Origin of the sequence: Streptomyces sp. NPDC001231 (assembly GCF_042896885.1) — a bacterium.
Classification (GTDB): Bacteria; Actinomycetota; Actinomycetes; order Streptomycetales; family Streptomycetaceae; genus Streptomyces.
Genome location: NZ_JBIAXS010000035.1, coordinates 14,229 through 39,059, shown reverse-complemented (window position 1 = coordinate 39,059; position 24,831 = coordinate 14,229). Strand labels below are relative to the sequence as shown.

At 71.8% G+C, this 24,831-nt stretch carries 19 protein-coding genes and 2 pseudogenes; 5 read left to right on the top strand and 16 right to left on the bottom strand.

Annotated features, from left to right (window positions below; translation table 11 throughout):
• Window positions 1-36 precede the first annotated feature (36 nt).
• From ACFY3J_RS32820 to torT, 4 genes are all read right to left on the bottom strand, one after another.
• The gene (locus ACFY3J_RS32820) at window positions 37-1,482 is read right to left on the bottom strand and encodes an aminobutyraldehyde dehydrogenase (RefSeq protein WP_390842345.1); all 1,446 of its coding nucleotides are present in this window, start codon (window positions 1,480-1,482) and stop codon (window positions 37-39) included.
• Between the two features lie 92 nt (window positions 1,483-1,574).
• Entirely contained in the window at window positions 1,575-2,612 is a 1,038-nt protein-coding gene (locus ACFY3J_RS32815; RefSeq protein WP_384183753.1) for an ABC transporter permease, read from the bottom strand.
• Window positions 2,609-4,162 (bottom strand): sugar ABC transporter ATP-binding protein, encoded by a 1,554-nt coding sequence (locus ACFY3J_RS32810; protein WP_390842344.1) that lies wholly within the window; start codon window positions 4,160-4,162, stop codon window positions 2,609-2,611. Before ACFY3J_RS32810 ends, ACFY3J_RS32815 begins: the two co-directional genes overlap by 4 nt.
• A 14-nt stretch (window positions 4,163-4,176) precedes the next feature.
• Window positions 4,177-5,403, bottom strand: a complete 1,227-nt coding sequence (torT, locus tag ACFY3J_RS32805; protein WP_384183758.1) for a TMAO reductase system periplasmic protein TorT — start codon at window positions 5,401-5,403, stop codon at window positions 4,177-4,179.
• A 516-nt stretch (window positions 5,404-5,919) separates the two neighbouring features.
• On the opposite strand from torT, the gene ACFY3J_RS32800 reads away from it, so the two are divergent.
• Entirely contained in the window at window positions 5,920-6,522 is a 603-nt protein-coding gene (locus ACFY3J_RS32800) for a TetR/AcrR family transcriptional regulator (protein ID WP_384183761.1), read from the top strand.
• A 130-nt stretch (window positions 6,523-6,652) separates the two neighbouring features.
• On the opposite strand, the pseudogene ACFY3J_RS32795 reads toward ACFY3J_RS32800, so the two are convergent.
• From ACFY3J_RS32795 to ACFY3J_RS32785, 3 genes and pseudogenes are all read right to left on the bottom strand, one after another.
• Window positions 6,653-7,144 (bottom strand): annotated as a pseudogene (locus ACFY3J_RS32795) (alpha-ketoglutarate-dependent dioxygenase AlkB); the annotation flags it as partial.
• Between the two features lie 23 nt (window positions 7,145-7,167).
• On the bottom strand, window positions 7,168-7,737 hold the full coding sequence (locus ACFY3J_RS32790) for a hypothetical protein (RefSeq protein WP_390842343.1): 570 nt from the start codon (window positions 7,735-7,737) through the stop codon (window positions 7,168-7,170).
• 294 nt (window positions 7,738-8,031) lie between these two features.
• Window positions 8,032-8,190, bottom strand: a pseudogene (locus ACFY3J_RS32785) (2OG-Fe(II) oxygenase); the annotation flags it as partial.
• Between the two features lie 35 nt (window positions 8,191-8,225).
• On the opposite strand from ACFY3J_RS32785, the gene ACFY3J_RS32780 reads away from it, so the two are divergent.
• Window positions 8,226-8,672, top strand: a complete 447-nt coding sequence (locus tag ACFY3J_RS32780) for a hypothetical protein (protein ID WP_390842342.1) — start codon at window positions 8,226-8,228, stop codon at window positions 8,670-8,672.
• Between the two features lie 162 nt (window positions 8,673-8,834).
• On the opposite strand, the gene ACFY3J_RS32775 is transcribed toward ACFY3J_RS32780, so the two are convergent.
• From ACFY3J_RS32775 to xylB, 5 genes are all read right to left on the bottom strand, one after another.
• Entirely contained in the window at window positions 8,835-10,358 is a 1,524-nt protein-coding gene (locus tag ACFY3J_RS32775) for an aldehyde dehydrogenase family protein (protein WP_390842341.1), read from the bottom strand.
• Window positions 10,359-10,482: 124 nt separating this feature from the next.
• Window positions 10,483-11,796, bottom strand: a complete 1,314-nt coding sequence (locus ACFY3J_RS32770) for a GAF domain-containing protein (RefSeq protein WP_390842340.1) — start codon at window positions 11,794-11,796, stop codon at window positions 10,483-10,485.
• Window positions 11,797-11,844: 48 nt separating this feature from the next.
• Entirely contained in the window at window positions 11,845-12,444 is a 600-nt protein-coding gene (locus ACFY3J_RS32765) for an N-acetylmuramoyl-L-alanine amidase (RefSeq protein ID WP_390842365.1), read from the bottom strand.
• Window positions 12,445-12,968: 524 nt separating this feature from the next.
• Window positions 12,969-14,177, bottom strand: coding sequence for an ROK family protein (locus ACFY3J_RS32760; protein WP_384183775.1), 1,209 nt, complete (start codon window positions 14,175-14,177; stop codon window positions 12,969-12,971).
• A 99-nt stretch (window positions 14,178-14,276) separates the two neighbouring features.
• On the bottom strand, window positions 14,277-15,722 hold the full coding sequence (gene xylB / locus ACFY3J_RS32755; RefSeq protein ID WP_390842339.1) for a xylulokinase: 1,446 nt from the start codon (window positions 15,720-15,722) through the stop codon (window positions 14,277-14,279).
• A 179-nt stretch (window positions 15,723-15,901) separates the two neighbouring features.
• On the opposite strand from xylB, the gene xylA reads away from it, so the two are divergent.
• Entirely contained in the window at window positions 15,902-17,068 is a 1,167-nt protein-coding gene (gene xylA, locus ACFY3J_RS32750; RefSeq protein ID WP_384183781.1) for a xylose isomerase, read from the top strand.
• Window positions 17,069-17,310: 242 nt separating this feature from the next.
• Window positions 17,311-17,637 carry a hypothetical protein gene (locus ACFY3J_RS32745; protein ID WP_384183784.1) on the top strand — a complete coding sequence of 109 codons (327 nt, stop codon included), beginning with the start codon at window positions 17,311-17,313 and terminating at the stop codon, window positions 17,635-17,637.
• Window positions 17,638-17,733: 96 nt separating this feature from the next.
• Here the strand turns inward: ACFY3J_RS32745 and ACFY3J_RS32740 are convergent, their stop codons facing one another.
• Together ACFY3J_RS32740 and ACFY3J_RS32735 are read right to left on the bottom strand one after the other, a co-directional pair.
• Window positions 17,734-18,999, bottom strand: coding sequence for an SWF or SNF family helicase (locus tag ACFY3J_RS32740; protein WP_384183786.1), 1,266 nt, complete (start codon window positions 18,997-18,999; stop codon window positions 17,734-17,736).
• Window positions 18,996-21,869: a DEAD/DEAH box helicase gene (locus ACFY3J_RS32735; RefSeq protein ID WP_390842364.1), complete on the bottom strand. Its 2,874-nt coding sequence runs from the start codon at window positions 21,867-21,869 to the stop codon at window positions 18,996-18,998. Before ACFY3J_RS32735 ends, ACFY3J_RS32740 begins: the two co-directional genes overlap by 4 nt.
• Window positions 21,870-22,155: 286 nt before the next feature.
• On the opposite strand from ACFY3J_RS32735, the gene ACFY3J_RS32730 reads away from it, so the two are divergent.
• On the top strand, window positions 22,156-22,338 hold the full coding sequence (locus ACFY3J_RS32730; protein ID WP_141363527.1) for a hypothetical protein: 183 nt from the start codon (window positions 22,156-22,158) through the stop codon (window positions 22,336-22,338).
• Between the two features lie 4 nt (window positions 22,339-22,342).
• Here the strand turns inward: ACFY3J_RS32730 and ACFY3J_RS32725 are convergent, their stop codons facing one another.
• Together ACFY3J_RS32725 and ACFY3J_RS32720 are read right to left on the bottom strand one after the other, a co-directional pair.
• Window positions 22,343-23,737, bottom strand: a complete 1,395-nt coding sequence (locus ACFY3J_RS32725) for a tannase/feruloyl esterase family alpha/beta hydrolase (protein ID WP_384183789.1) — start codon at window positions 23,735-23,737, stop codon at window positions 22,343-22,345.
• A 180-nt stretch (window positions 23,738-23,917) separates the two neighbouring features.
• The gene (locus tag ACFY3J_RS32720) at window positions 23,918-24,802 is read right to left on the bottom strand and encodes a hypothetical protein (protein WP_384183792.1); all 885 of its coding nucleotides are present in this window, start codon (window positions 24,800-24,802) and stop codon (window positions 23,918-23,920) included.
• Window positions 24,803-24,831: the final 29 nt, after the last annotated feature.

The following is a 24,831-nucleotide window of genomic DNA, read 5'->3' as shown; positions in this document are numbered from 1 at the left end:
CTGTGTCTCTCACGGGTGAGCCGGGTCGTCGTCGGCTCAGCCCGCGAGGGAGGCCATCACGTGCTTGATGCGGGTGTAGTCCTCGAACCCGTACTGCGACAGGTCCTTGCCGTATCCGGAGTGCTTGAAGCCGCCGTGCGGCATCTCGGCAACGAGCGGGATGTGGGTATTGATCCAGACGCAGCCGAAGTCCAGGTCACGGCTGAACCGCAGGGCTCGGCCGATGTCCGAGGTCCACACCGAGGACGCCAGGCCGTACGGCACGCCGTTGGCCAGCGCCAGGGCGGACGCCTCGTCGGGGAACTCCTGCACGGTGATGACCGGTCCGAACACTTCGTGCTGGACCAGTTCGTCGTCCTGTCGCAGTCCGGAGACCACGGTCGGAGCGTAGTGGAAGCCCTCTTCGCCCAGCCGGTGGCCGCCGGTGTGCAGGGTGGCGTGGTCTGGAAGTCGGTCGAGGAAGCCGGCGACCCGCTCGAAGTGGCGGGCGCTGTTGAGCGCCGGCATCAGGGCGTCCTCGCTGTGCACGCCGGCCGCGTGCGTCGTGACGATGTTCTTGGCCTGCTCGGTGAGGGCGGCCACGAGGTCGGCGTGGACGGACGGCGCGGCCAGGACCCGGGTGGCGGCCGTGCAGTCCTGTCCCGCGTTGAAGAACGCCGCGATGGCGATGGCCTCGGCCGCGGCCGCGATGTCGGCATCGTCGAACACGACGACCGGTGCCTTGCCGCCGAGTTCGAGGTGAACGCGCTTGACGTCCCCGGCTGCTGCCGCTGCCACTTGCTGCCCAGCACCGACCGAGCCGGTGATGGCGACCATCTCGGGGCGCGGATGGGACACCAGCGCGCGGCCGGTGTCACGGTCACCGCACACCACGTTGAGCACCCCCGGCGGCAGGAACTCGGCGGCGATCTCGGCAAGCAGCAGCGTGGAGGCCGGTGTTGTGTCGCTGGGCTTGAGGACGACCGTGTTCCCGGCGGCGATCGCGGGCGCGAACTTCCAGACGGCCATCATCATCGGGTAGTTCCAGGGGGCGACCTGGCCGATGACGCCGACCGGTTCCCGGCGGATCCACGAGGTGTGGTCGGCCATGTACTCGCCGGCCGCCTTGCCTTCGAGCTGGCGGGCGGCCCCGGCGAAGAAGCGCAGGTGGTCGGCCATCGGCGGGATCTCCTCGGCGGCCGTCAACGGGATCGGCTTACCGGTGTTGCGGGACTCGGCGGCGACCAGGTCGGCGGACCGGGCCTCCACCGCGTCGGCGATCCCGAGCAGCGCCTTCTGCCGTTCGGCGGGCGTGGTGCGGCGCCAGTCGGTGAAGGCGGCCGACGCGGCCTCGTACGCCTGGTCGAGGTCGGCGCGGCCCGAGACGGGCGCGGTGGCGAAGACGGCGCCGGTGGTGGGGTCGACCAGGTCGCTGGTGACGCCGTCGGCGGTGTCGGTGTACGCGCCGTCCACGAAGTTGCGCAGGTGCTGCTTCTCGCTCAAGGGATTCTCCGTAAGGTGTCGAAACGTTCCGCCGGTGACGGCGGTACGGTCGGGTGTTCCGCGTCGGGGCGCGGTTGGATGGACTCGCGGGGTCAGGCGAGTCGCATCCGCTTTCTGAGCCGGTCCACGAGCAGCGCGGTCACCAGCAGGGCGCCGAGCAGGATCTGCTGGACGTAGCTCTGGACCCGGATCAGGTCCATGCCGTTGCTGAGGAGGACGAGGAAGAGGGCGCCCATGAGTACGCCGGACACCCGGCCCTCGCCGCCGTCGAGCGTCACCCCGCCGAGCACGGCTGCGATGATCGACATCAGCGGGTACTGCACACCGACGTTCGCCTCGCCCGTGGACATCCGGGCGGTCAGCATGAGCCCGACCAGCGCGGCGAGCAGACTGCCAATGATCATGACGGTGAGGAGGGTGCGGCGCACGTTGACGCCGGACTGGAACGCGGCGCTCTCGTTGCCGCCGACCGCGTACGCCTGGCGGCCGATGCGCGTCCAGTTGAGGAAGACGTAGGCCGCGCCGAGGGCGATCAGCAGGATGATCGTGGGGAACGGCACGCCGAGCACCATCGAGGTTCCGAACTGCCGGGAGAACTCGCGGGGAAGACCTACCACGGGCGTTCCACCGGACAGCATCAGGGCCGTGCCGGAGGCCACCGAGGCCATGCCCAGGGTCACCATGAACGCGGAGATCCGGAACACGGCGATGAGCAGGGCGTTGACGAGTCCGACGACGAGCCCGACTGCCATGCCCGCGAGGCAGCCCAGCAGGATCGCCGTCCCCGGGTCGCCGGGAGCGACCGACGTCATCACGGTGGCGCTGACGATGGAGGACAGCGCGACGCAGGCGCCATTCGACAGATCGTAGTGGCGGGTGATCAGGTACAGCATCTGGCCGATGGTGACGATGCCCAGGAAGCTGAGCTGCCGGGCGACGTTGGTGATGTTCGCCGAGGCGATGAACCGGGGTTCGATCACGGCGAAGGTGATGATCAGCGCCAGCAGCAGCACGGGCAGGATGCCCCAGCGGACGAAGAGACGTCGGAGCAGGTAACCCGCTCTGATGGGCGGCGGTACGGCGGGTGCTGTCGGGTGCTCCTGGAGGGGCGGTGTCTGGGTCTCGGTCACGATGTCGTTCCGGTCTCTTGAGGGAAGAAGTGGGGCAGCACGATCTCCTCGGTGAGCTGGTCGCCGGAGAGTTCCGCGACGACCCGGCCCTCGGTGATCACATAGAGGCGGTGGGCGAGGTTGAGCACTTCGGGCAGGTCGGAGGAGATCAGCAGGACACCCGCGCCAGAGTCGACGAGATCCCGTATAGCCGCGTAGATGTCGGCGCGGGCGCCGACGTCCACGCCGGCGGTCGGCTCGTCGAAGACGTGCAGTTTGTAGGGGCGGGTGAAGCCGCGGGCCAGTACGATCTTTTGCTGGTTGCCGCCCGAGAAGGTGAGCGGCAGTGCCTCCGGCCGCATCGGGCGCAGTGTGAGGCGGTCGAGGACGGCGGTGGTGTCCCGGCGCTCCGCGCGGCGCTGGAGGAATCCGCGGCCGGTCCAACTGCCCAGCGCCGACAGTGACACGTTTTCGGCGGCGGGTCGGACGCCGATCAGACCGTCGCGCTTGCGGTCCGCCGGGTAGTACATGACGCCTTCGGCGATATGCCGGGCCGGGGTTGCCCGGGGTCCAAGGGATCTGCCCCGGATCAGCACCTCGCCCGCGTCGAGGCGGGCCAGACCGAAGCAGAGCCGCCCGAGCGTCCCCTTGCCCGATCCGACCAGGCCGGCGAGTCCGACGATCTCCCCGGCCCGCACGGTCAGATCTACGCCGCGCACGTCTTCGCCGCTGACGCCGCGCAACTCCAGAGCGGGGGCGCCCGGTCGCTGGCGGATCTCCGGGAAGAGGGCGTCCAGTCTGCGGCCCGTCATCAGGGTGACCAGGCCGTCGTCATCGATCTCGTCGAGCGGACAGGTTCGCACATGGACGCCGTCGCGCAGGACGGTGACCACATCCCCGATGGCGCGGATCTCCTTCATCCGGTGGGTGATGTAGATGATGGCGAGCCCTTCCCGGCGCAGTTCGCGTACCAGCGTGAACAGCCGGTCGGCCTCCTCGTCGGTGAGGGATGCGGTGGGCTCGTCGAGGATCAGCACCTTCGCCGAGTCCTGGAGGGCACGGGCGATCTCCACGATCTGCTGCTCGGCTCGGCGTAGATCGCCGGTGAGCGCATCGGGCCGGATGGCGGAGCCGACGCGGCGCAGCGCCTGCTCCGCGACGCTCCGCCGCTCGCGCCGGGAGATCATCCCGGCGCGGCCCGGTTCCCGGCCCAGGGTCAGGTTTTCGGCGACCGTCAGCTGCGGAACCAGAGCCGGGTCCTGGAATACCGCGGTAATGCCGAGCTCCCGGGCCTGTTGGGGGCTCGACGCGCTGGTTGCGGCGCCGTCGATGAGTACCGTGCCCTCGTCGGCCCTGTGTACCCCGGCGAGGATCTTGATGAGGGTCGATTTCCCGGCGCCGTTCTCCCCGAACAGGACATGGACCTGTCCCGGCAGGAAGTCCACACTCACGTCGCGCAGCGCGGTGACGGCCTGAAAACGCTTCGTCAGATCTCTTACGGAGAGCGTGGACCTGGGCTCCACGTGCGTCGGGCCGCCTCCCGCCATCGGCGACGGTGGTTGAGTGGTCATGGACGAACGTCCCTTCAGTTGACGTTGAAAACGGGCCGGAAACCCGCCGACGGAAGGTTCAGTTCCTGGACCAGCTCGCTGAGGTTGTCGGCCTTCGCTCCGGCAGCCGGACCGCAGATCACCTGGGCGTTGGTACCGATGTAAGGACCGCCGACGAACGGCTTGTTCTCCAGTACCCGCAGCGCCATGTCCATCGCGATGCGGGACAGGATCAGGTCGTTGCCGGCGCTGGCGCAGGTGGCGTCCCCGGACTTCAGCAGCGCGTACACATCGGGTGTGAAGTAGTAAGAGGCGGTACGGACCTTGCGACTCAGACCCCGCTCCTTCAGCACCCCGTAGGCCGCGTCGACAGTGGTGGCGCTGCCCAGGATGTAATCCATCCCGGGGTAGGCGCCGAGGGCGTTCTCCACCAGGTTGAGCTGGGTGTCCTTGCCGGTATCGCCGTACTTGGTGCCGAGCACTTTGATGTCGCTGCCCTTGGCCTGGTCCTTGAAGCAGGACATCAACTGCTCCAACGAACCAACTCCCGAAGGGCCGGGGAACCAGACGCCGCTGACAGGGTTGCCCTGTGCTTTGAGGTGCTTGGCGAGGCTGCCGCCGAGCGTGCAGTAGTCGAACAGGGCCCGGCCGTGCACCTTCTTGGAGGTGACGCCGTTGACCGTGTCGATCACGACGACGCCCTGGTCGACGATCTCCTCGATCTTCGGGTTCAGCGCCTCGTTGCTGACCGCGCCGATCAGCACCGCGTCGGCGCCCTTGGCCACGCAGTTGGAGAGCTGGTCGAGCTGTTTGCCGACCTCGGTGTAGCCGCCCGCCTCATACACCTGGAGGTGGACGCCGGTGCGCTTGGCCTCGGCGACCAGGGCCTCGTTCTGCCCCAGCCAGTAGGGGTCTTTGACGTGGGGGAGCAGGGCGCACACCGTCCAGTCGCCCTTGATCTGGTCCTTGGGCAACGGGGTGTAGACACCCGGTGTGCGGTGGCCGTCGCAGCCGGGTGACGCACAGTCGATCACCTGGACGGGAACAGCCCAGTCCTTCTTGGTCACAGCCGCCCGCAGCGTGTCCGGGGTGTTCTTCGTGGGGTCGGCGGACAGGCCGGACGCCTGGGTCGGGGCGGGCTTGGGCGAGGGCTGGTCCTTGCCGACTGCCCCCGAACCTTCCTGGGAGCAAGCAGCGAGTCCCAGTGAGCAGGCCACGGCGGCGGCCAGCAGCGCCCGCCGGCGGGGAAGGTTGATTGCCATGTGCTGTGCACCTCGTGGATCAGCGGGCCGTAGCCCGGGGGTGGACGCGCTGTCACGCGCGGTGGGTCATGCGGGGTAAGCAGCCGCACGCCTGTAGCGGCGCTGAGGCGGTGATGGCTCAACGTGTCGTAGGGGGCCCGTCCTCACAGCCTCGGGCGGTAGCCCTTGGAAGTCGCGAGACGGTCGGATACGGCGTCCAACGGATGGCCGATCGGGCTGCGTTGGCCCGCTGACCACGGAAGGAAGCCGCCCGGAGAACTTCGCTGGAGGCGTCTTGTGGGCCGGAGTCAAACATGGTCAACTGTCTAGGTCAATAGTCTTAGTCAAGCGTCCATGTCGCGGAGTGTTACCAACCGGTACAGTGCCGAACGCCGGACCGTGAGAGCGGCTACACGGGAGAACCGGGTGACGGGAGCGCTCCGGGAACGGATGGTCAGGCGACGGACACCTCCGCCCCCAGTGGACACGGTCCGCGCAGCGGGCGGGCATGAGGGACATGAGAAGGAACGAGGCATCGTGCGGGTTCCCACCACCGAGCGGCGGCGACAACTCATCGAGGCAGCTGTTGAGTTGATGCGGCGCAACGGCGTCGACCAGGTCACGCTGCGCGCCATTGCGCAACAGGCGGGTGCACCGCTTGCCACGCTCCACTACTGCTTCCGCGACAAGGACGAACTGATGCGCGCGGCGGCCGATCACTGGCTGGAACGCTTCGTTCGCGACCCAGTCCCCGACGAGGTTCCCCTGGAGGGCGGTCTACGGGCGGTCATGGACAGGATCTCGGCGGCGTTCTGGACGCTGATCGAGACCACCCCGGCCGACCTGCGAGCCCAGATCGAACTGGTCACCTGGGCGGTACGGGACGGCACGCACCCGGCTCTGGCCGAGTCGATGTACTCGCGCTACGAAGCGACGCTCGGCGATGTGTTCGCCCGGACGCTGGACGCGGCAGGCGAGCACTCCGACGTCGACCCCCGGGTGTTGGCGCGCGGCTACGTCGCCGCTGTGGACGGCGCGGTCCTCCAATACATCTCGGAGCCCGCTTCCCCCCGCCCGCGCGAGATCTTCGATCTGATGGTGGAGGCGCTGCTGCTGCGGGCGGGCATCCTCAAACGGTGATGGACCGGGCGGTACGGGCGGCTGGTCAACCGTGACCACCGACGGCCAGGACGGCCGGACTGCCGAGCGCAGTCGACGGCTGCCGCAAGGCCGTGCGCCCGACTGTCAGGTCCGGCCGGGCCAGGACCGCGCCGGAGGCGAGTTCGATGTCCGTGTAGGGCTTGGTGCGGGTCTGTGTGTTGCCGACGCGGAAGACGCAGGTGTCGCCGACGGACAGGGACACGACGGGTGCGGAGGAGCGTTCGTCCTTGTCCTGGTGCATGCCGAGCCGGGCCTGCCCGTCGTAGAAGTTGATCAGCGCGGTGTCCGGGGTGTAGCCGTCCGCCGCCTGCTGGTCGCCGTACGCCGTGCGCAGGGCGCGGCGGCCCAGCATCACCATTCAGTCGGGGAACGGGGCGACCTGTTCGCCGTTCACGTCGCCGGCGGTGCGGGTGTAGCGGTAGGGCTGCCAGTGCCAGCCGATGCACACGGTCCGGACGGACATGATGCCGCCGCGCGGGAGCCGGGTGTGACGGATGAGGGCCGGGCCAGCGGGCCAGGCGCGGCAGGCGGCGACCAGTTAGCGCTGCTCGTCGAGGGTGAGCCAGCCCGGTACGTGCATCGCGCCGGGTGCGACCTCCATGGCGGGACGGGGAATCACCGCGCTCACGCAGTCACCTCCGCCGGTGGGCAGGAGGTGACCCAGGCCCCACGTACGTCCCAGGTGCCGCCGTCGGCGCTTGCGCCGCGCATACCGCTCAGTGTGCTGGGGCCGGCGAGCGCGGTCAGACGGGAGGTGTTCAGCGAGGAGAACGCTACGGTGCGGGCCGGGTCGAATTCGGTGGACTTGTGCAGGCGGCGCGCGAGTTGGGCGAAGCCCAGCACGGAGGCGGCGATCACCCAGGCGTCGGGGGTCTCGACGGTCAGCCGCCTCGCCGGGCGCAGCCAGGAGGCGGCCGCCTCCGGCCAGCCGACGACCGTGAGCACACGTCCGCCGCGGGCCGTCCACGCCTGCGCGAATGCCTGGGCGGCGGCGCGGGAGGCGTCGTCGCGGCTGTGCCCGATAGCGACCGTCTCGATCCGCGACTTCGGCCCCGTCAGCAGGCCGTGGAGCGAGGCGAGTTCGGCGCCGGTGTGCGGCCGGGGCAGGGGCAGGTCGCCGACGTGGGCGGCGAGCTCGGCTGGGCTGATGAGGGGCGAGCGGGAGTCCTCGCCCTGCTCGGTGAGGGGGCTCATGGGGTGGTGGTGCTTCCTCGGTTGTCTCTCCAGCGGGCGTATTGGGCACGCACACGGCGCAGGGCCGGTATCCGGCGGCGACAGCGGCGGCCTCGTCGGCGAAGAACACCCGGTGTGTGACGTAGTGACCGCGGGCGATGGCCCGCAGCGCGGACGGGCAGTCCAGCCGCCCGTACAGCCGGCCGCGGCGGTGTCCGCCGAGCGTGCCGGGTACCGGGCTCTGGTAAGACTGTCCGTCCGCGCCGCACAGGATGTAGGTGCGTGCGGGTTCGTCGGTAGCGGCTTGGGCGGGGGTCATGCGGCGTCGTGGAAGACGAGGCCGAGGGTGTGCCGATGGCCGGAGCGGACGGTGCTCACGCCGTGCCGCATCGGCCCGTTCGACCAGCCGCGTTTGGTGGCCACCGGCCGATCGCGGGTGGTGAAAACCAGGCCGTGGCCCTGAGTCAGGGTGGAGGGCCCAAACGGCCCGGGCGGAAAGGAAGCACGAGGTGCACTCACTCAAACGCCGCGCGGCCACCGCGACCCGGCCTGTGCCCATCCCGCGGCAGTTGGTGCGCGTCCTCTGTGCGCACATTGAGCGTTTCGGAGTGGCGCCGGACGGCCGGCTGTTCCGGAACCAGAGAGGCAACTACATCGACATGTCCGCGTATGGCTTGACGTGGGCGAGGGCACGGGAGTATGTGCTGACCCGCACGGAACTCTCTTCTGGGCTGGCCAAGCGGCCCTATGACCTCCGTCATGCCGGGATCTCGTTCTGGCTGTACTCCGGCGTGGAGCCGGCCGAATGTGCTCGCCGCGCGGGTCGGAGCATCGAGGTTCTCTTCCGCTACTACGCCAAGTTCTTGGACGGTGTGCGGGATCGGGCCAACAGTCTCATCGAGCAGTCGATGGAGGAGTGGGAACGGGGCAGCCATGGTGTTGCTCCTGACGGGTGAGCCGGGGCTTTGGTCCGCGACTGGTCCGGAACAGCTGGTCAGGCGTGGGATACCGGCGGGATAGATTGGGAGTCGCGACATAAATCAGGCACAGGTCTGAGCGGGGCAAGAGGAAGGCGCCTGACGTGCAAAAGCCCAGGTCAGGCGCCTTTTCTCGTGCCCTTAGAAGAAGCCGAGCTTCTGTGCCGAGTACGACACCAGAAGGTTCTTCGTCTGCTGGTAGTGGTCCAGCATCATCTTGTGGGTCTCGCGGCCGATTCCGGACTGCTTGTAGCCGCCGAAGGCGGAGTGCGCGGGGTAGGCGTGGTAGCAGTTCGTCCAGACGCGGCCCGCCTGGATGGCGCGGCCCGCGCGGTAGGCGGTGCCGTTGTCCCGGGTCCACACGCCCGCGCCGAGCCCGTACAGCGTGTCGTTCGCGATCTTGATGGCGTCGTCGAAGTCGTCGAAGGACGTCACCGAGACCACCGGGCCGAAGATCTCCTCCTGGAAGATCCGCATCCGGTTGTCGCCCTCGAAGATGGTCGGCTGGACGTAGTAGCCGCCCTTCAACTCACCGTCGTGCTCGATGCGTTCGCCGCCCGTCAGGACGCGCGCGCCCTCCTGCCTGCCGATGTCCAGGTAGGAGAGGATCTTCTCCAACTGGTCGTTGGACGCCTGGGCGCCGATCATGGTGTCGGTGTCGAGGGGGTGGCCCGTCGTGATGAGCTTGGTGCGGGCGACCGCCGCCTCGACGAACTCGGCGTAGTGACCGCGCTGGATCAGCGCCCGGGACGGGCAGGTGCACACCTCGCCCTGGTTGAGCGCGAACATCGTGAAGCCCTCGAGCGCCTTGTCGCGGAAGTCGTCGTCCGCCGCCGAGACGTCGTCGAAGAAGATGTTCGGCGACTTGCCGCCGAGCTCCAGCGTGACCGGCTTGATGTTCTCGGCGGCGTACTGCATGATCAGCCGCCCCGTCGTCGTCTCGCCCGTGAACGCCACCTTCGCCACCCGCGGGCTGGAGGCGAGCGGCTTGCCCGCCTCCACACCGAAGCCGTTGACGATGTTCAGCACCCCGGGCGGCAGCAGGTCGGAGACCAGGCTCATCCAGTAGTGGATCGAGGCCGGGGTCTGCTCGGCGGGCTTGAGCACCACCGCGTTGCCCGCGGCGAGCGCGGGTGCCAGCTTCCAGGTCGCCATGAGGATCGGGAAGTTCCACGGGATGATCTGCGCGACCACCCCGAGCGGCTCGTGGAAGTGGTACGCCACCGTGTCGTTGTCGATCTCCCCGAGCGAACCCTCCTGCGCCCTGATCGCGCCCGCGAAGTACCGGAAGTGGTCGATGGCCAGCGGGATGTCGGCCGCCAGCGTCTCGCGGACCGGCTTGCCGTTCTCCCAGCTCTCGGCGACCGCCAGGGACTCGAGGTTGGCCTCCATGCGGTCGGCGATCTTCAGCAGGATGCCGGAGCGTTCGGTCACGGACGTACGGCCCCAGCCCGGGGCGGCCGCGTGCGCCGCGTCCAGCGCCCGCTCGACGTCCTCCGCCGTTCCGCGCGCGATCTCGGTGAACGGCTGTCCGTTCACCGGCGACGGGTTCTCGAAGTACTGTCCGCGGGCCGGCGGCACGTACTCGCCGCCGATGAAGTGGTCGTAGCGCGTCTGGTAGGAGACGATCGCGCCCTCGGTGCCGGGCGCCGCGTAACGGGTCATCCTGGTCTGCCTCCCTCAGCAGCGCTGCCCGCCGTTGGGCAGCTCTCGGCGCGAGGCTAGACATGCCGACGTTGCAAGGACGTTGCGCAGCGGACCACCGCCGGGCCGTGTCGGGCCGGAGACGTCAGCGGGGTGCCGTACGGGACCAGCCGGGCGGCGCCGCCAGCTCCGCCTCCAGCGCGGCGAGCCGGGCCCGGGCCGTCGCGGTCGGCAGCACGGCGACGAGGGCCCGCCACACGTCCAGGTCGTCCTCGCCCCACGGCGCGTGCGCCCAGTCGGCCAGCAGGTCGGGGTCGCGCCGGGCGATCAGCGCGCTCCGCATGCCGTCGGCGAGACGCTGCCGCAGCCGCACCACCGCGGGAGCCTGCGAGCCGGGCAGCAGCGGACCGGAGTACGCCGCGGCGGCCGCCGCGACCGCCCCTGTCTCCAGCCGGTGCTGGACGACCGCCACGTCCGAGCAGACCGGCATGGCCAGCCGGTACGGGCGCGAGGAGAGCAGCCCCGGACCGAGCACCCTGCGCAGCCGGGCCAGTTCGGCCCGCAGCGTCACCGGTGTCACCGACTCGTCCTCGTACAGCGCGCACAGCAGCTCGTCCCCGGTCAGGCCTTCCGGGTGGCGGGCCAGCAGCAACAGGATCTCGCTGTGCCGACGGCTCAGGCGGACACCGCGACCGCCGACCACCAGCCGGGCCTCGTCCCGTCCGAGCGCGGTCAGCTCGGCCGCGTCGGCGGGGGGCCGGCGCGGGGCGAGCAGCGTCAGTTCGGACTCGGCGGCCCGCGCCACCGCCCGCACGAAACCGAGGCTGTGGGGGTGGGCGAGCCCGTCCCCACCGGTGATGTCCACCGCTCCGAGCACCCGTCCCGTGCGCGGATCGTGCACCGGGGCCGCCGCGCACGTCCAGGGCTGGACACGCCGGATGAAGTGCTCGGCCGCGAACACCTGCACTGGGCGGTCCAGGGCGACCGCCGTGCCCGGCGCGTTCGTTCCGACAGCGGACTCCGACCAGCACGCGCCCGGCACGAAGTTCATCCTGTCCGCCTTGCGGCGCGTCTCCGGATGCCCCTCCACCCACAGCAGTCTGCCGTGCGCGTCGCACACCGCGAGCAGATGCTCCCCGTCGGCGGCGAACGTGCCCAGCAACTCCCGGAACAGTGGCATCACCGGCGCCAGTGGATGCTCCGCCCGGTAGGTGCCGAGGTCGCTGTCGGCGAGTTCCACGCTCGCGGTGCCGTCCGGCCCGACACCCGCCCGCGCGGACCGCCGCCACGAGTCGGCCACCACCGGACGCACCGGGCGCGGCACCGCGCCCACCGCGGTGAACGTCTCGTGCGCCCGGCGCAGGGCCCGAACACGCTCGGCAGGGTCGGCTCCCGGCTCCAGGGCCACCCACGGATCGGTCAACGCGGCCTCCCCGGACGGCGATGCGGCTGGGGACATCGTCACTCCCGGCGCGCCCCCGGACAACCTCTTCGTCAGAGCTCGCCGTCAGGCGAAGTTCACCAGTCTGATGTAACGCACCCAGTCCCAGTTGGGCCCGGGATCGGTGTGGTCCGTGCCCGGTACTTCATAGTGCCCGATGATGTGCGCGCGGTCCTTGGGGATGCGGTATCTGTCGCAGATCGCCGCGGTGAGTCTGGCCGACTTCTCGTACAGGGCGTTGGTGAAGTAGGCGGGCTCGTCCACCCAGCCCTCGTGCTCGATGCCGATGCTGTGGGTGTTGTAGTCCCAGTTCCCGGCGTGCCAGGCGATGTCCGACTCGAGGACGCACTGCGCGACGTGTCCGTCGGCGGACCGGACGACATAGTGCGCGGACACCTCCTTCTTCGGGTTCTGGAAGATCGCCAGGGTGCTGGCGTAGGTCTCCTGGGTGACGTGGATGACCACCCGGTCCACCGAGTAGCTCATGGGCCGACCGGACGCGGTGTAGTTGGAGTTGCTCGCCGGCTGCCACTCGGCCTTCGGGTAGTCCACTGCCCTGGGTCGCGCGCCGGCCTGCGCGGCGGGAAGCAGGGCGTAGGGGACGGCGGCCAGAGCGGCGCCCTTGAGCAGGTGTCGTCGGCTGGGGAGAGGTCGTGCCCGTTCCATGGGCGGTGGCCTTTCTGTGGGGGAGTGGTGGTGCGGGAGGGTGGTGGGGAGGTGGTGCGGGAGGGCGGTGGGGAGGTCGTGCGGTCCGCGGTGAGTCTCGCTCACCGACGGCCGCTCCTCGCGGAGCTTGGCCACGCACGGAGTCGGTGTCACACGGATCGGCCAACGGGGACTCGTCGGTCCGGGTGGCCAACTGGCCGGGGTGGCCGGGGTTCGGCCTGCCGAACCCGCGGTCGCGCACGAGTCAATCCACCGCGGCGACCCGGGATATCCGGACCGCGTCCACCGGCCGGTGTGCCGGGCGGGCGGACAGGACGTGCGTGTCCGGGACAGCTCGTGTTTCCCCCGTCATGTGATCCCCTTCGTCCACATGAGATCCGCGGTCGATCCGACTCGACGGCGGCACCTCGCGTGAATCACGTTACGGGGCTGGCGGGTTGGGAAGGAGAGCCCGGCGAGGTTCGGTGGACGCCCGGGGAGATGTGGAGAACTCCGCCACTCGATCGGGTGAAGTGGGCCTGCGATCAGGCGCGTTCGGCCACCGCCGCCGGGTCGTCGAGGACGGCCCGCACCACCGCGTGCGCGGCACCCAGCAGCGGCCCCTCGGGGCCCAGCCGGGACACGGACACGGGGCAGGCGGGCCCCGCGGTCCGGCTCGCCAACTCGGCCTCCAGGGAGGGCAGCAGCCAGGGCGCGAGTGCGGCCAGGGCACCGCCTAGCACGACGCTCCGGGGGTCGAGCAGATTGACGGCCCCGGTCAGCGCGACGCCCAGCGCCCTGCCGGCGTCGCGCAGGGCCCGCCGCACGTCCTCGTCGCCCTCGGCTGCGCGGGTGGCGAGCAGGCCTACCCGGCCTTCGCCCGGCTCCAGGCCGGCCGCCCGCAGTACGGCTTCCTCTCCCGCGTACTGCTCCAGGCAGCCGCGCCCGCCGCACGGGCAGGCGGGCCCCTCCGGTTCGACCGGCACATGTCCCAGCTCGCCCGCGAAACCGCGCGTCCCGCGCAGCAGTCGTCCGTCGACCACCACGGCGGCACCGATGCCGATCTCCGCCGACACGTGCAGGAAGTCACGCGGAGTGTCCTCGCCGAGCCAGAGTTCCGCGAGCCCTCCGAAGTTCGCCTCGTTGTCCACCGTCAGGGGCAGGCCGGGCGGCAGCAGGGCGCCGAGGTCGGTGTCGTTCCAGTCGAGGTTGGGAGCCCGTACGACCGTACGGCCGTCCCGTGCGATCAGTCCGGGCACCGCGACCGAGAGTCCCGCGGGCCACAGGTCCTGCCGCTCCGCCTCGGCGACGACCTGTCGTATCAGTGCGGTGAGGTCGCGCGTCACCGGTTCAGGGGAGCGGCCGCGGTTGGTTCCGTGCCGTACCGCCCGTGCCCGTACCTGGCCGCGCAGGTCGACCACGCAGGCCGCGAGGTGGTCGACCCCGACCTCCGCGCCGACCCCGGCGGGGCCGTGGCCGCTGACGGCCAGCGCCGAACCGGGGCGGCCCACCCGGCCGGGCCGCTCGGGTCCCAGCTCTTCCAGCAGCCCGGTCCGGACCAGTTCGTCGACGAGGGTCGACACCGCGGCCCGGGTCAGTCCGATGCGTGAGGCGACCGCCGCCCGCGACAGTGGCCCCTCGGCGCGGACGGTGTGCATGACCCGGGCGAGGTTGCGGCGGCGCATGCCCTGCTGGGTGTCGGGCAGCGCGCGCCCCGGACCGGCCGGGCGGGCCTCGTGCAGCGGTGCGGTCATGCCTCCGTCGTCCTTGGTCTGTGTCCGCCGGCGAATCCACGCCGCGCGGTGCGATGCGGGCGGACGGCCGGTGGACGGCCGTCCGTCGGCAGGCGTCCGTCAGGGGGTCCGCGTCCCGCGCTCCAGGAGCGGTGCCGCATCGGAGACTACCCCGGAGATCCTGTTCAAGGTCGCCTCGTCGCGGTCCACCGCCTCCAGCACCGGGCCGTCGGCCGTCCGCCAGCGGCGGGCGACGGCAGCCGGGTCCTCGCCGGTGAGCAGCCCCGCGGCCTGGGCCGCGGCGCCCAGCGCGACCAGCTCTCGGGCCTCGGGGATCTGCACGGGCCGCCCGGACAGGCGCCGTACGGTCTGCTGCCAGGCCGTGCCCCGGGCGCCGCCGCCGATCAGCAGCAGCGGGGTGGTGCGGTCGGCGTCCTGGTCGAGCACCAGGTCCAGGGCGCCGAGCAGGGCGTGCACGGCGCCGTCGTAGGCGGCCTGGAGCAGCTGTCCGGACGTGGTGTCGTGGCGCAGTCCGTGCAGCAGCCCGGAGGCGTTCGGCAGGTTCGGGGTGCGTTCGCCGTCCAGGTAGGGGAGCAGGGTGACGGACGTACCCGGCTCCACGGCCTCGCGGTCCAGGCCGAGCAGGGCGGCGACCCGGTCGACGGCGAGCGTGCAGTTGAGGGTGCAGGCCAGCGGCAGCCAGTCACCGCGCGCGTCGGCGAAACCCGCCACCGTTCCCGTCGGGTCGGCGGGCCGGTGGCGCGACACCGCGTACACCGTGCCCGAGGTGCCGAGACTCAGCACCGGGGTCCCCGGCCGCAGCCCGAGGCCCAGTGCGGCGGCGGCGTTGTCGCCGGTGCCGGCCGCCACCAGCGTGCCCTTGGAGAACGGCAGGTCGTGGCTGTCGCGCACGGTCCCCGCCACCTCGCCGGGGCGCACAACCCGGGGCAGCAGCGCCGGATCGAGCCCCACAAGGGCGAGGATCTCCTCGTCGTAGGCTTCGGTCGTGGACGCCCACCAGCCCGTACCCGAGGCGTCTCCCCGGTCCGTCGTGCCCTCGCCCGTCAGGTGCTGGGTGAGGTAGTCGTGCGGCAGGCGCACTGCCGCCGTCGAGCGCGCCGCCTCCGGCTCGTGCTCGGCCAGCCAGGCCCACTTCGTGACCGTGAAGGAGGCTCCCGGCACGCTGCCCGTGCGCTCCGCCCAGGCCTTCGGACCGCCCAGCTCCTCGACGAGACGGCGGGCCTGCGGGGCCGAGCGCACGTCGTTCCAGAGCAGGGCCGGCCGCACCGGGGCGCCCTGCGCGTCCAGGGTCACGAGTCCGTGCTGCTGGCCGGCGATCGACACGGCGGCGGCCTCGTGGGCCGCCTCCCCGCACTGGTGCAGCGCCTCGCACAGCGCGTCCCACCACTGGCGCGGGTCGCTCTCGCGGCCGTCACCGGACGAGACGGTGTGCGGCGCCTGCCCGCTCGCCACGACCTGCCCGGTGGCCGCGTCGACGACGAGCACCTTGGTGGACTGCGTGGACGAGTCCACACCGACGACGAGCGGACCCTCGGCTGCTGACATCGGCTCTCCCTCTTTCCGCGGCTCGCGCGATCTGACCTGCGGTTCTCATGGTGTACACGGCCCGGCGACGCGGGTGCCGTTCCGGTCGGGGCCCTCTGTTCCCTTCCCAGGGATGCGTCGGCATACTAATTTGTAAATCGCCATGACGAAATAGTCGCAAGCGAGCAAGGAGCCGCGGCATGAGCTACCAGCCCACCCCCGAGGACAGGTTCACCTTCGGCCTGTGGACCGTCGGCTGGCAGGGACGGGACCCGTTCGGCGACGCCACGCGCCGCGCCCTCGACCCGGTCGAGACGGTGCAGCGCCTGGCCGAACTCGGCGCACACGGCGTGACCTTCCACGACGACGACCTGATCCCCTTCGGGGCCTCCGACACCGAGCGCGAGTCGCACATCAAGCGCTTCCGGCAGGCGCTCGACGCGACCGGCATGACCGTGCCGATGGCCACCACGAACCTCTTCACCCATCCCGTCTTCAAGGACGGCGCGTTCACGGCCAACGACCGCGACGTGCGCCGCTACGCGCTGCGCAAGACGATCCGCAACATCGACCTGGCCGTCGAACTGGGCGCGAAGACGTACGTGGCCTGGGGCGGCCGCGAGGGCGCCGAGTCCGGCGCCGCCAAGGACGTGCGGGCCGCTCTGGACCGTATGAAGGAGGCCTTCGACCTCCTCGGCGAGTACGTCACCTCCCAGGGCTACGACATCCGCTTCGCCATCGAGCCCAAGCCGAACGAGCCGCGCGGCGACATCCTGCTGCCCACCGTCGGCCACGCGCTCGCGTTCATCGAGCGCCTGGAGCGCCCCGAGCTGTACGGCGTCAACCCCGAGGTCGGCCACGAGCAGATGGCCGGGCTCAACTTCCCGCACGGCATCGCCCAGGCGTTGTGGGCGGGCAAGCTCTTCCACATCGACCTCAACGGTCAGTCCGGCATCAAGTACGACCAGGACCTGCGCTTCGGCGCCGGTGACCTGCGCGCCGCCTTCTGGCTGGTCGACCTGCTGGAGAGCGCCGGCTACGCGGGCCCGCGCCACTTCGACTTCAAGCCGCCGCGGACCGAGGACCTGGACGGCGTGTGGGCGTCGGCCGCCGGCTGCATGCGCAACTACCTCATCCTCAAGGAGCGTTCGGCCGCCTTCCGGGCCGACCCGGAGGTCCAGGAGGCCCTGCGCGCCGCCCGGCTCGACCAGCTGGCGCAGCCCACGGCGGCGGACGGCCTGGAGGCGCTGCTCGCGGACCGCTCGGCCTTCGAGGACTTCGACGTCGAGGCGGCCGCCGCTCGCGGCATGGCCTTCGAGAGGCTCGACCAGCTCGCGATGGACCACCTGCTGGGGGCACGCGGCTGACACGGAGGCGTTCCGGCTCCCGGGGCACGCGTACGTGTGCCCCGGAGGGCCCCTACGCGCGCGCGTGCCGAGGGGGCCGCACGTGCGCGTGCGCCGTGGGCGCTCCGGGAGGCACGCCGTCCGTCCGCCCTTGACCGGTCCCCGCGCGGAATGCCGCGGAACCGTGCGATCCATGGCATGGGTCCGTATCGACTTCCGCGCGGGGCCCGCGCGTTGTCCGGCCGGCGGCGATGATGGGCGCCATGGCCATCCCGCCCGTACCGCCTCGGCCGCCCGGGCCGCCGAAGCGCAGGAACCCGCTCTTCCTCCTCCTCACCGTGCTGGCCGCCGCCGGCGCGGTCGCCTTGGTGCTGGTGCTCGCTTCCTCGGGGAGTGGCTCACGGGACGAGCACCCGCCCTCCGGCAGCAGCCCGCGTACGAGCCCGTCACCCGCCACGAGCCCCTCACCCGCCCCGACCCTGAGCCTCCCCACCGAGCTGCCGACCCGGCTCCCCAGCTCCCTGCCCTCCGGGTTCCCGAGCGGTCTGCCGAGCGAGATCCCGAGTGATCTCCAATCGCTGCTTCCCTGATCGGACGGAGGTGCCCGCCGTCACGGCCGGCCGGACTGGGCGGGGCTGCCGCACGTGTATCGGCCCGGGCTGCCGTACGCAGATCACCTTTCCCGGCTACTCCTCCCCGCCCGCGCCACGGGCCGTCACGGCCAGCGCCGTCGCCGGGTCCTGGGCGGGTGACCCGGCGGGCACCCAGTGGCCCTGCCTCCTCCGGTAGGGCCACCAGCGGCCGTCCCGTCCCAGGCGGAGCTGGCGGTCCTCCCCGTCGACGGTCCAGCGGTTGTTCTCGGCCCGCAGCGACGGCCTCTCGTCCTCCTCCCACGCCGACTCCACAGCGGCGCACGCGCGTGCGTGGTCGTCGCCGTCCGGCTCCCACTCCTCCTCCAGCACGGACAGGCCCGAAGCGCCTCCCAGCCGAAAGGCGAACACGGCCCGTGTCAGCTCATCCCTGCTGCGGCCCGAGCCCTCGGCCAGCCGGTCCAGCAGGGCGCTGTCGGCGGCGCCCGCAGCCAGGCGTACGGCGTCCTGGGCGACGGTCGGCTCCGGGACCGGCGAGTGCGCCGCCGTCCCGGCGTTCAGCGTCTCGCCGAGCCACTGGCGCGCCGCCACCGCCGTCCGCGCGGCCAGGATCTCCAGCGCGGAGGGATCGACCCCCGGCGCCGGCGGGGTTTCGGTGTCCAGGGCGGGCGGCAGGCCCGGCTCCGCGGGCAGCTCCGGCAGGGGTGGCAGGGCGGGCAGCGCGCACCCCGCCGCGTACGCCTCCGCGGCGTCCACGCCGTCCGGCGCCGACGGCCCGTCGTCGTCCGCGGTGTCACGGTCTTGGAGCTCGGCGGACAGGACTCGCTCAGCGCGGCCGCGCATCAGCAACAGCACGAACGGATCCTGGTCCAGCAGCCGCGCCACCACGTGGCACAGCGCCGCGGTGTGCCCGCAGTGGTCCCAGGCGCCGCAGTCGCACTCGGGTTCCAGGTCCCCGATCCCGGGCAGCAGTTCGATCCCCGCGGCCGCGGCGTCCTCGGCGAGAGACGGCGGCAGGTCGCGGTCGAGCAGCGCCGCCAGGTGCCCGGACCGTTCGACGACGACATCCAGGAACCGGTCCCACTCGCCGTCGGACAGTTCCTCCAGCAGGACGTCCGCGCGGTGCGCCGTACGATCGCGGTCGTGCACCACGGCCGTGATGCGGCCCGGGCGCACCGAGACCGCGCCGACCGCGCCCGCGCGGGCGAGCCTGCGGCCGGTCTTCACCTGCTCGCCGTCCAGGGCCGTGTCCTCGAGTGCCTTCAGCCAGGCCTGGCCCCACCACGTGCGGGCGAAACCCCGCCCCCGCGCGGGCGGCAGCGCGGCGAAAGTGCGCTCCTGGTCGGCATGGTGCTCCGTCATCGCGATCCTCCTCGCAGCTCCACCAGGTCGGCGAGCTCCGCGTCCGTCAGCTCTGTGAGCGCCCTCTCGCCGGTCCCCAGCACCGCGTCGGCCAGGTTCCGCTTGCGGTGCAGCAGTTCGGCGATACGGTCCTCGACCGTTCCCTCGGCGATGAGCCGGTGCACCTGCACGGGCCGGTTCTGCCCGATGCGGTACGCCCGGTCGGTGGCCTGTGCCTCGACGGCGGGGTTCCACCAGCGGTCGTAGTGCACGACGTGCTCCGCGCGCGTGAGGTTGAGTCCGGTGCCCGCCGCCTTCAACGAGAGCAGGAACACGGGTACTTCGCCGGCCTGGAAGCGCCTGACCATGGCCTCCCGCTCGGCGACGGGTGTGCCGCCGTGCAGGAACTGCGACCGCACACCGCGTGCGGCCAGGTGCCGCTCGATCAGGCGCGCCATCCGCACGTACTGGGTGAACACCAGGACGCTCGCCCCCTCGGAGAGGATGGTGCCGAGCAGTTCGTCCAGCAGCTCCAGTTTCCCGGACCGGCCGGCGATCCTCGGCCGGTCCTCCTTGAGGAACTGCGCCGGATGGTTGCAGATCTGCTTCAGACCGGTCAGCAGCTTCACGACCAGCCCGCGGCGCGCCATGTCGTCGGCGCCGGAGATCGCCGCGAGTGTCTCGCGCACCAGCGCCTCGTACAGGCCCGTCTGTTCCACGGTGAGCGACACCGCACGGTCGGTCTCGGTCTTCGGCGGCAGTTCGGGCACGATCCCAGGGTCGGACTTGCGGCGCCGCAGCAGGAACGGGCCGACGAGCCGGGCGAGCCGCTCGGCGGCAGCCGGGTCCCGGCCGCTCTCGATGGCCGCAGCGTAGCGGGTGCGGAAGGTGCCGAGCCGGCCCAGCAGTCCGGGCGTTGCCCAGTCGAGGATCGCCCACAGCTCGGACAGGTTGTTCTCCACGGGGGTGCCGGTGAGAGCCACGCGCGCGCGTGCGCCGATGGAGCGCAAGCGCCGGGCCGTCGCCGAGTAGGGGTTCTTCACGTGCTGGGCCTCGTCCGCCACGACCATGCCCCACGCCACCTCGGCCAGGCGCGGCGCGTCCAGGCGCATGGTGCCGTACGTGGTGAGGACGAACTCGCCGCCGCCCAGCGCCTCCAGATCGCGCCGGGAGCCGTGGAAGCGTCGTACCGGCGTGCCGGGCGCGAACTTCTCGATCTCCCGCTGCCAGTTGCCCATCAAAGACGCCGGGCACACCACGAGGGTCGGTCCGGCGGACGCCGGCTCGCTCTGGCGGTGCAGATGCAGCGCGATCAGCGTGATCGTCTTGCCGAGCCCCATGTCGTCGGCCAGGCAGCAGCCCAGTCCCAGGGACGTCATCCGGACCAGCCAGTCGAGCCCCCGCAGCTGGTAGTCGCGCAGGCGGGCGGCGAGCGCGGCGGGCTGAGAGACCGGTTCGCCGGCCTCCGGGTCCGCCAGCCGGTCCCGCAGGGTCGCCAGCCATCCCGTGGGGCGGACCTCGACCTGGCGGCCGTCGACCTCCGCGGAGCCGGTCAGGGCGGCGCCCAGCGCCTCCACGGGGCTGATCTTCCGGTCCTGTCGGTCCCGGGCGCGGCGCAGTTCGGCGGGGTCGACGAGGATCCACCGGTCGCGCAGCCGTACGAGGGGCCGGTTGGCCTCTGCCAGGCGGTCCAGCTCCTCGCGTGTGAGCCGTTGGCCGCCCAGTGCGAACCACCAGTCGAAGGCGAGTAGGGCGTCCGCGGACAGGGCCGTTCCGGGATCCGGCAGTGTGCTGCCGGTGCTGCCGGTGCCGCCGTCATCGTCCACGGGTCCGACCGTGAGACCGGAGACCAGTCCGCGGGCCGTCTGCGTGGGCCAGTGCACGTCCACCCCTGCGGCGGCCAGGATCCGGGCGCCCTCGCCGAGGAGTTCGGCGACCTCCTCGGAGCCGAGTTCGACGGCGTCCGGCACGGATGCCGACAACAGCGGCGTCAGCGCCGGCCACGAACGGGCCGCGCGGCGCAAAGCGAGCAGGACGTCCGTGCGCACCCCGGGGCCGAACGCCTCGCCCGTGCGGCCCGATCCGGCCCACACCTCGGCGGCGTCGGCGACCCGCGCGGGATCGCCGACGTCGTGCACCTGAAGCACCGCGCGGAACCGCGGCTCGGCGCCGTGCCGCTCGGCGGACTCGAGCCCAAGCACCTCGACGCGCAGCGAGATCCTCGTGCCCGCGTCGTGGCCCGCGGCGACATCGGCGGTCCACGCCCGCAGCTCCGGCACGCGCCGCGGTTCCCTGGCGGCGTAGGCAGGGCCGCCCGCGAGGAGGGGTGCGGCAGGGGAGCGCGGCAGTGTGTCGGCCACCGCGTCCAGGAAGCCCCGCAGCAGATGCTCGGGGTCGGGCAGCCGCAGCTGCTCGGTGCCGTCGAGCGGGAAGGCATGCGCCTCGGGTGGCATCGAGGCGGCCAGCGCCCGGACGTGCTCGGCGTCCCGGCCGCGCAGCGGTGCCGCGCGCCAGGCGTCGTGGTCGCCGGCGGACAGGCCGGGCAGCAGCAGACCCCGTGCCACGAGGTGCAGGCCCAGGACGGACGCAGCGCCCCAGAACACGGTGGCGCGGTGCCCGTGCTCGGTGACACGCGCGTGCGTGAGGACCGGCAGGGCCGCACGCACGGGAAGCAGGACGGCCGGCCTGGTCACTGCCTCCACACCACCGCTGCGGGGAAGGACGACCGTCAGCTCTTCGACGGGCGCCGGGACCACGGTCGGCGGAGTACGGCCGTCGGGGTGCCAGAAGGCGACCCGGCCCGCGCGGGCGGGGTCCGAGGGCACGAACACCGCACAGCAGCGGGCCAGTTCGGAGGTCTCGGACGGTGATGCCGCGGGAGTTCTCTGCACAGCCAAGCTGATTCCTCAAATTTGACTACTTGAAGTCGGGTCGCCGAGGGTACAGCACAGTGGCGGCCCACCGGGAATGATCGGTGCGGTGGCGTGGGCCACCGCAAGAACGGGAGGTCCCAGGGTGCAGTGGGACCGAGGTGACGCGCGGGGCCGAGGAGAGCGGGCCCCGCGCCACCAGTAGGGGTGCGCCTCAGGGACGACTCAGGGTCGCGGTCCGGAACCGCCGGGAGCGTGGGCCCGTTCTCACGACAGAGAGCGGCAGTGGCCGCGAAGGAGGCGACAGATGTCGAAGAACGCGAAGATCGCCGCAGGAGGAGTGGCGGTCGGACTCATCCTGCTGATCTGGCTGCCCTGGTGGGCCGCCGTCCTGATAGTGCTCGGAGTCCCGGCCGCCGCGTACCTCGCCCTGGACCCCTCGCAGCGACGCCGGCTTCGCCGCGTCACCCGCAAGGAGCTCGGCCGCTGAAGCGCTACCGCCCTCGCGCGTTCCCGCCCAGCGCGCAGGAGTCGACCACATCACCGCTCGCGGGCCTGCCGACGGTCCGGTCCGCGGGCGGCCGGACACCGCGCTCCACCCACGCCACCAGCGCGTCGAACGCCGACCGGTAGCAGGGCAGGATCGGCCGCAACCGGTCGGGATGGGTGTCGTACAGTCCGTCGACGTGCGTGCCGTCCTGGATGGTGTAGTACCGGTGCAGCCCGCCCTGTCCGCTCGCGTCGACCATGCGCGCGTACTCGTCCGAGTCCGCCGCACGGGGCAGTAGCGCGTCCAGATCGCCGTGCAGTGTGATGAGGGGTTTGCCGATCCGTCCGGTCAGGGCCACGCGGGCCACGGCGCGGTGCACGGAGGCGGGACGGGCCGCGTAGTCGTACACCGCGTCCGAGGCGCAGGGCGCCAGGATCTGCGCCGGTGTGGTCCCGGCGGACGGCCCGGGACAGGCAGGGTCGTAGGCCGGGTCGAACGCGGCTCGGTAGGTCTTCTGCGTCACGCCCCAGTACGCCTGCCCGTGGTACGGCCACAGGAACTCCGAGCCCCGCGCGAAGCCCACCGCGTACAGGTCCGCGTCGCTTGCCGAGCCCAGGGTCCGGGCGACGGCCGTCGGCAGTGAGGTGAGCAGGTTCGGGCCGTCGGCCGTCCACAGCGCCCCTTCCCAGTCCACGCCGCCGTCGTACAGCTCCGGGTGGTGCTCGAGCTGCCAGCGCGTGAGGTAGCCGCCGTTGGAGATGCCCGTCATGTACGTACGGCGTGGCGCGTGGCCGTAGCGCTGGGCGACCGCGCGCCCGGCCGCCCGCGTGAGCTGGGTGGTGCGTGCGTTCCACTCGGCGACCGCGTCGCCCGGACGGCTGCCGTCGCGGTAGAAGTCGGCTCCGCTGTTCCCCTTGTCGGTCGCGGCATAGGCGAAGCCCTGCGCCAGTACCTGGTCCGAGATCGCCTTGTCCGTCGCGTACTGCTTGCGTGTACCGGGCGCCCCGGTGACCACGAGGCCGCCGTTCCAGCGGTCCGGCAGCCTGATCACGAACTGGGCGTCGTGGTCCCAGCCGTGCGTGGTGTTGAAGTGGGAGGAGTCCGGGAAGTAGCCGTCGATCTGCGTCCCGGGCACCCCGGACGGTGTGCGCGTCGCCCGGGCCGTGAGCCCCGCCTGGTCGTTCGGATCGGTGTACGGGGTACCGGCCAGCCCGGTGGTGGTGAGATCGGGCAGACACGCGGTCTGTTGGAAGGCCGCGCCCGGCACCCGTACGCGCTCCTGGTGCGCACAATGGCCGCCGGTGCCGGCACCGGCGGCAGCCGAGGCGGGAGCGGGCGACAGGACGGCCGCCGCCATCAGAGCGGCGGAGACGAGCGGAAATCCTTGGGACAGACGCATGACGGCCTCCAATGGCACGACGGGACGGCGGGTACAGCACGGGCGTATGAAGCGCCCGGGGCTGCCCCATCGTGCGGACCGGCCACCCCATCATCCATGGGTCGGCACCACATGGAGCCGGGGCTCGTAATGGAGTAGCAAGACATGTGCCGAGAGGATGCGCTCTCTTGGCACCGGATCTCAGAGGGGGCGTACCGCCAGCCTGTCGAGGGCTTCCAGCAGACCCGGAAGCTCCGGCCCCCGGCCGACGGGCAGGACTTCACCGGGCTCGTCGTCGAGGAGCACGAAGGCGATGTCGTCGGTGCGGGCCACCATCGACCAGCCGGGTCCGTCGGCCCGCAGAGTGCGCGCGTCGCCGGGCGCGAAGGACGACCGGACCCGGCCCAGCGGCGGCGGCGCGTCCACGTACGCGTGTGCCTCCGCCAGAACGCGGCGGACGCCGCTGTGACTCGGGGAAGCCTCGCCACCCGTCCCCTCCTGCGGTTCGCCGCTCCCGTCGGTCGACGCGCTCGACGGATCGACGTCGTTCCCGGCCTGGGTCCCGGCCCGGTCTGCGGGATCGAGGAACTCCGTGTCGTCGATCTGCTCACGCCACACCGCCCACTGCAGCGCGATCTCGTCGGCGCCCAGACGGCGCTGGGCCGGCCCCCAGACGCTGGTGTCGGGCGGGGACAGCGCGGGCCCGCCGGAGGACTCCGGGTCCGGGTCGTGCGGCGCGGGCACGCCCGGAGCCGCCACGGCGAGGGCCAGGGGCCAGCCCGGCAGGGCGGCAACGACACTGCGCTCGTCGGGCGACAGGTCGTACTCCATGCCGCAGTCCCAGGACGCGATGGCCACGGCGACCAGCGACACGTCGTCGACGACGACCGTCCACCGCGCCCCGTCGCCGTCCTGACCGAGCACCAGACCGTACCCGTCGGCGAGCGGTGCGAGGCCGAGCGCGGCGCAGGCCTCCGGGTAGTCGTCGCCCAGAACGCTCGGAAACTGTGCGGGCGTCAGCAGTACCGCCGTGAGCACATAGAGAGCGTCGTCCGCGGCGGCGACCTCCTCGTCCGTCCCGGCCATCTCAGCCTCCCCATCGGTTCGTCCAACGG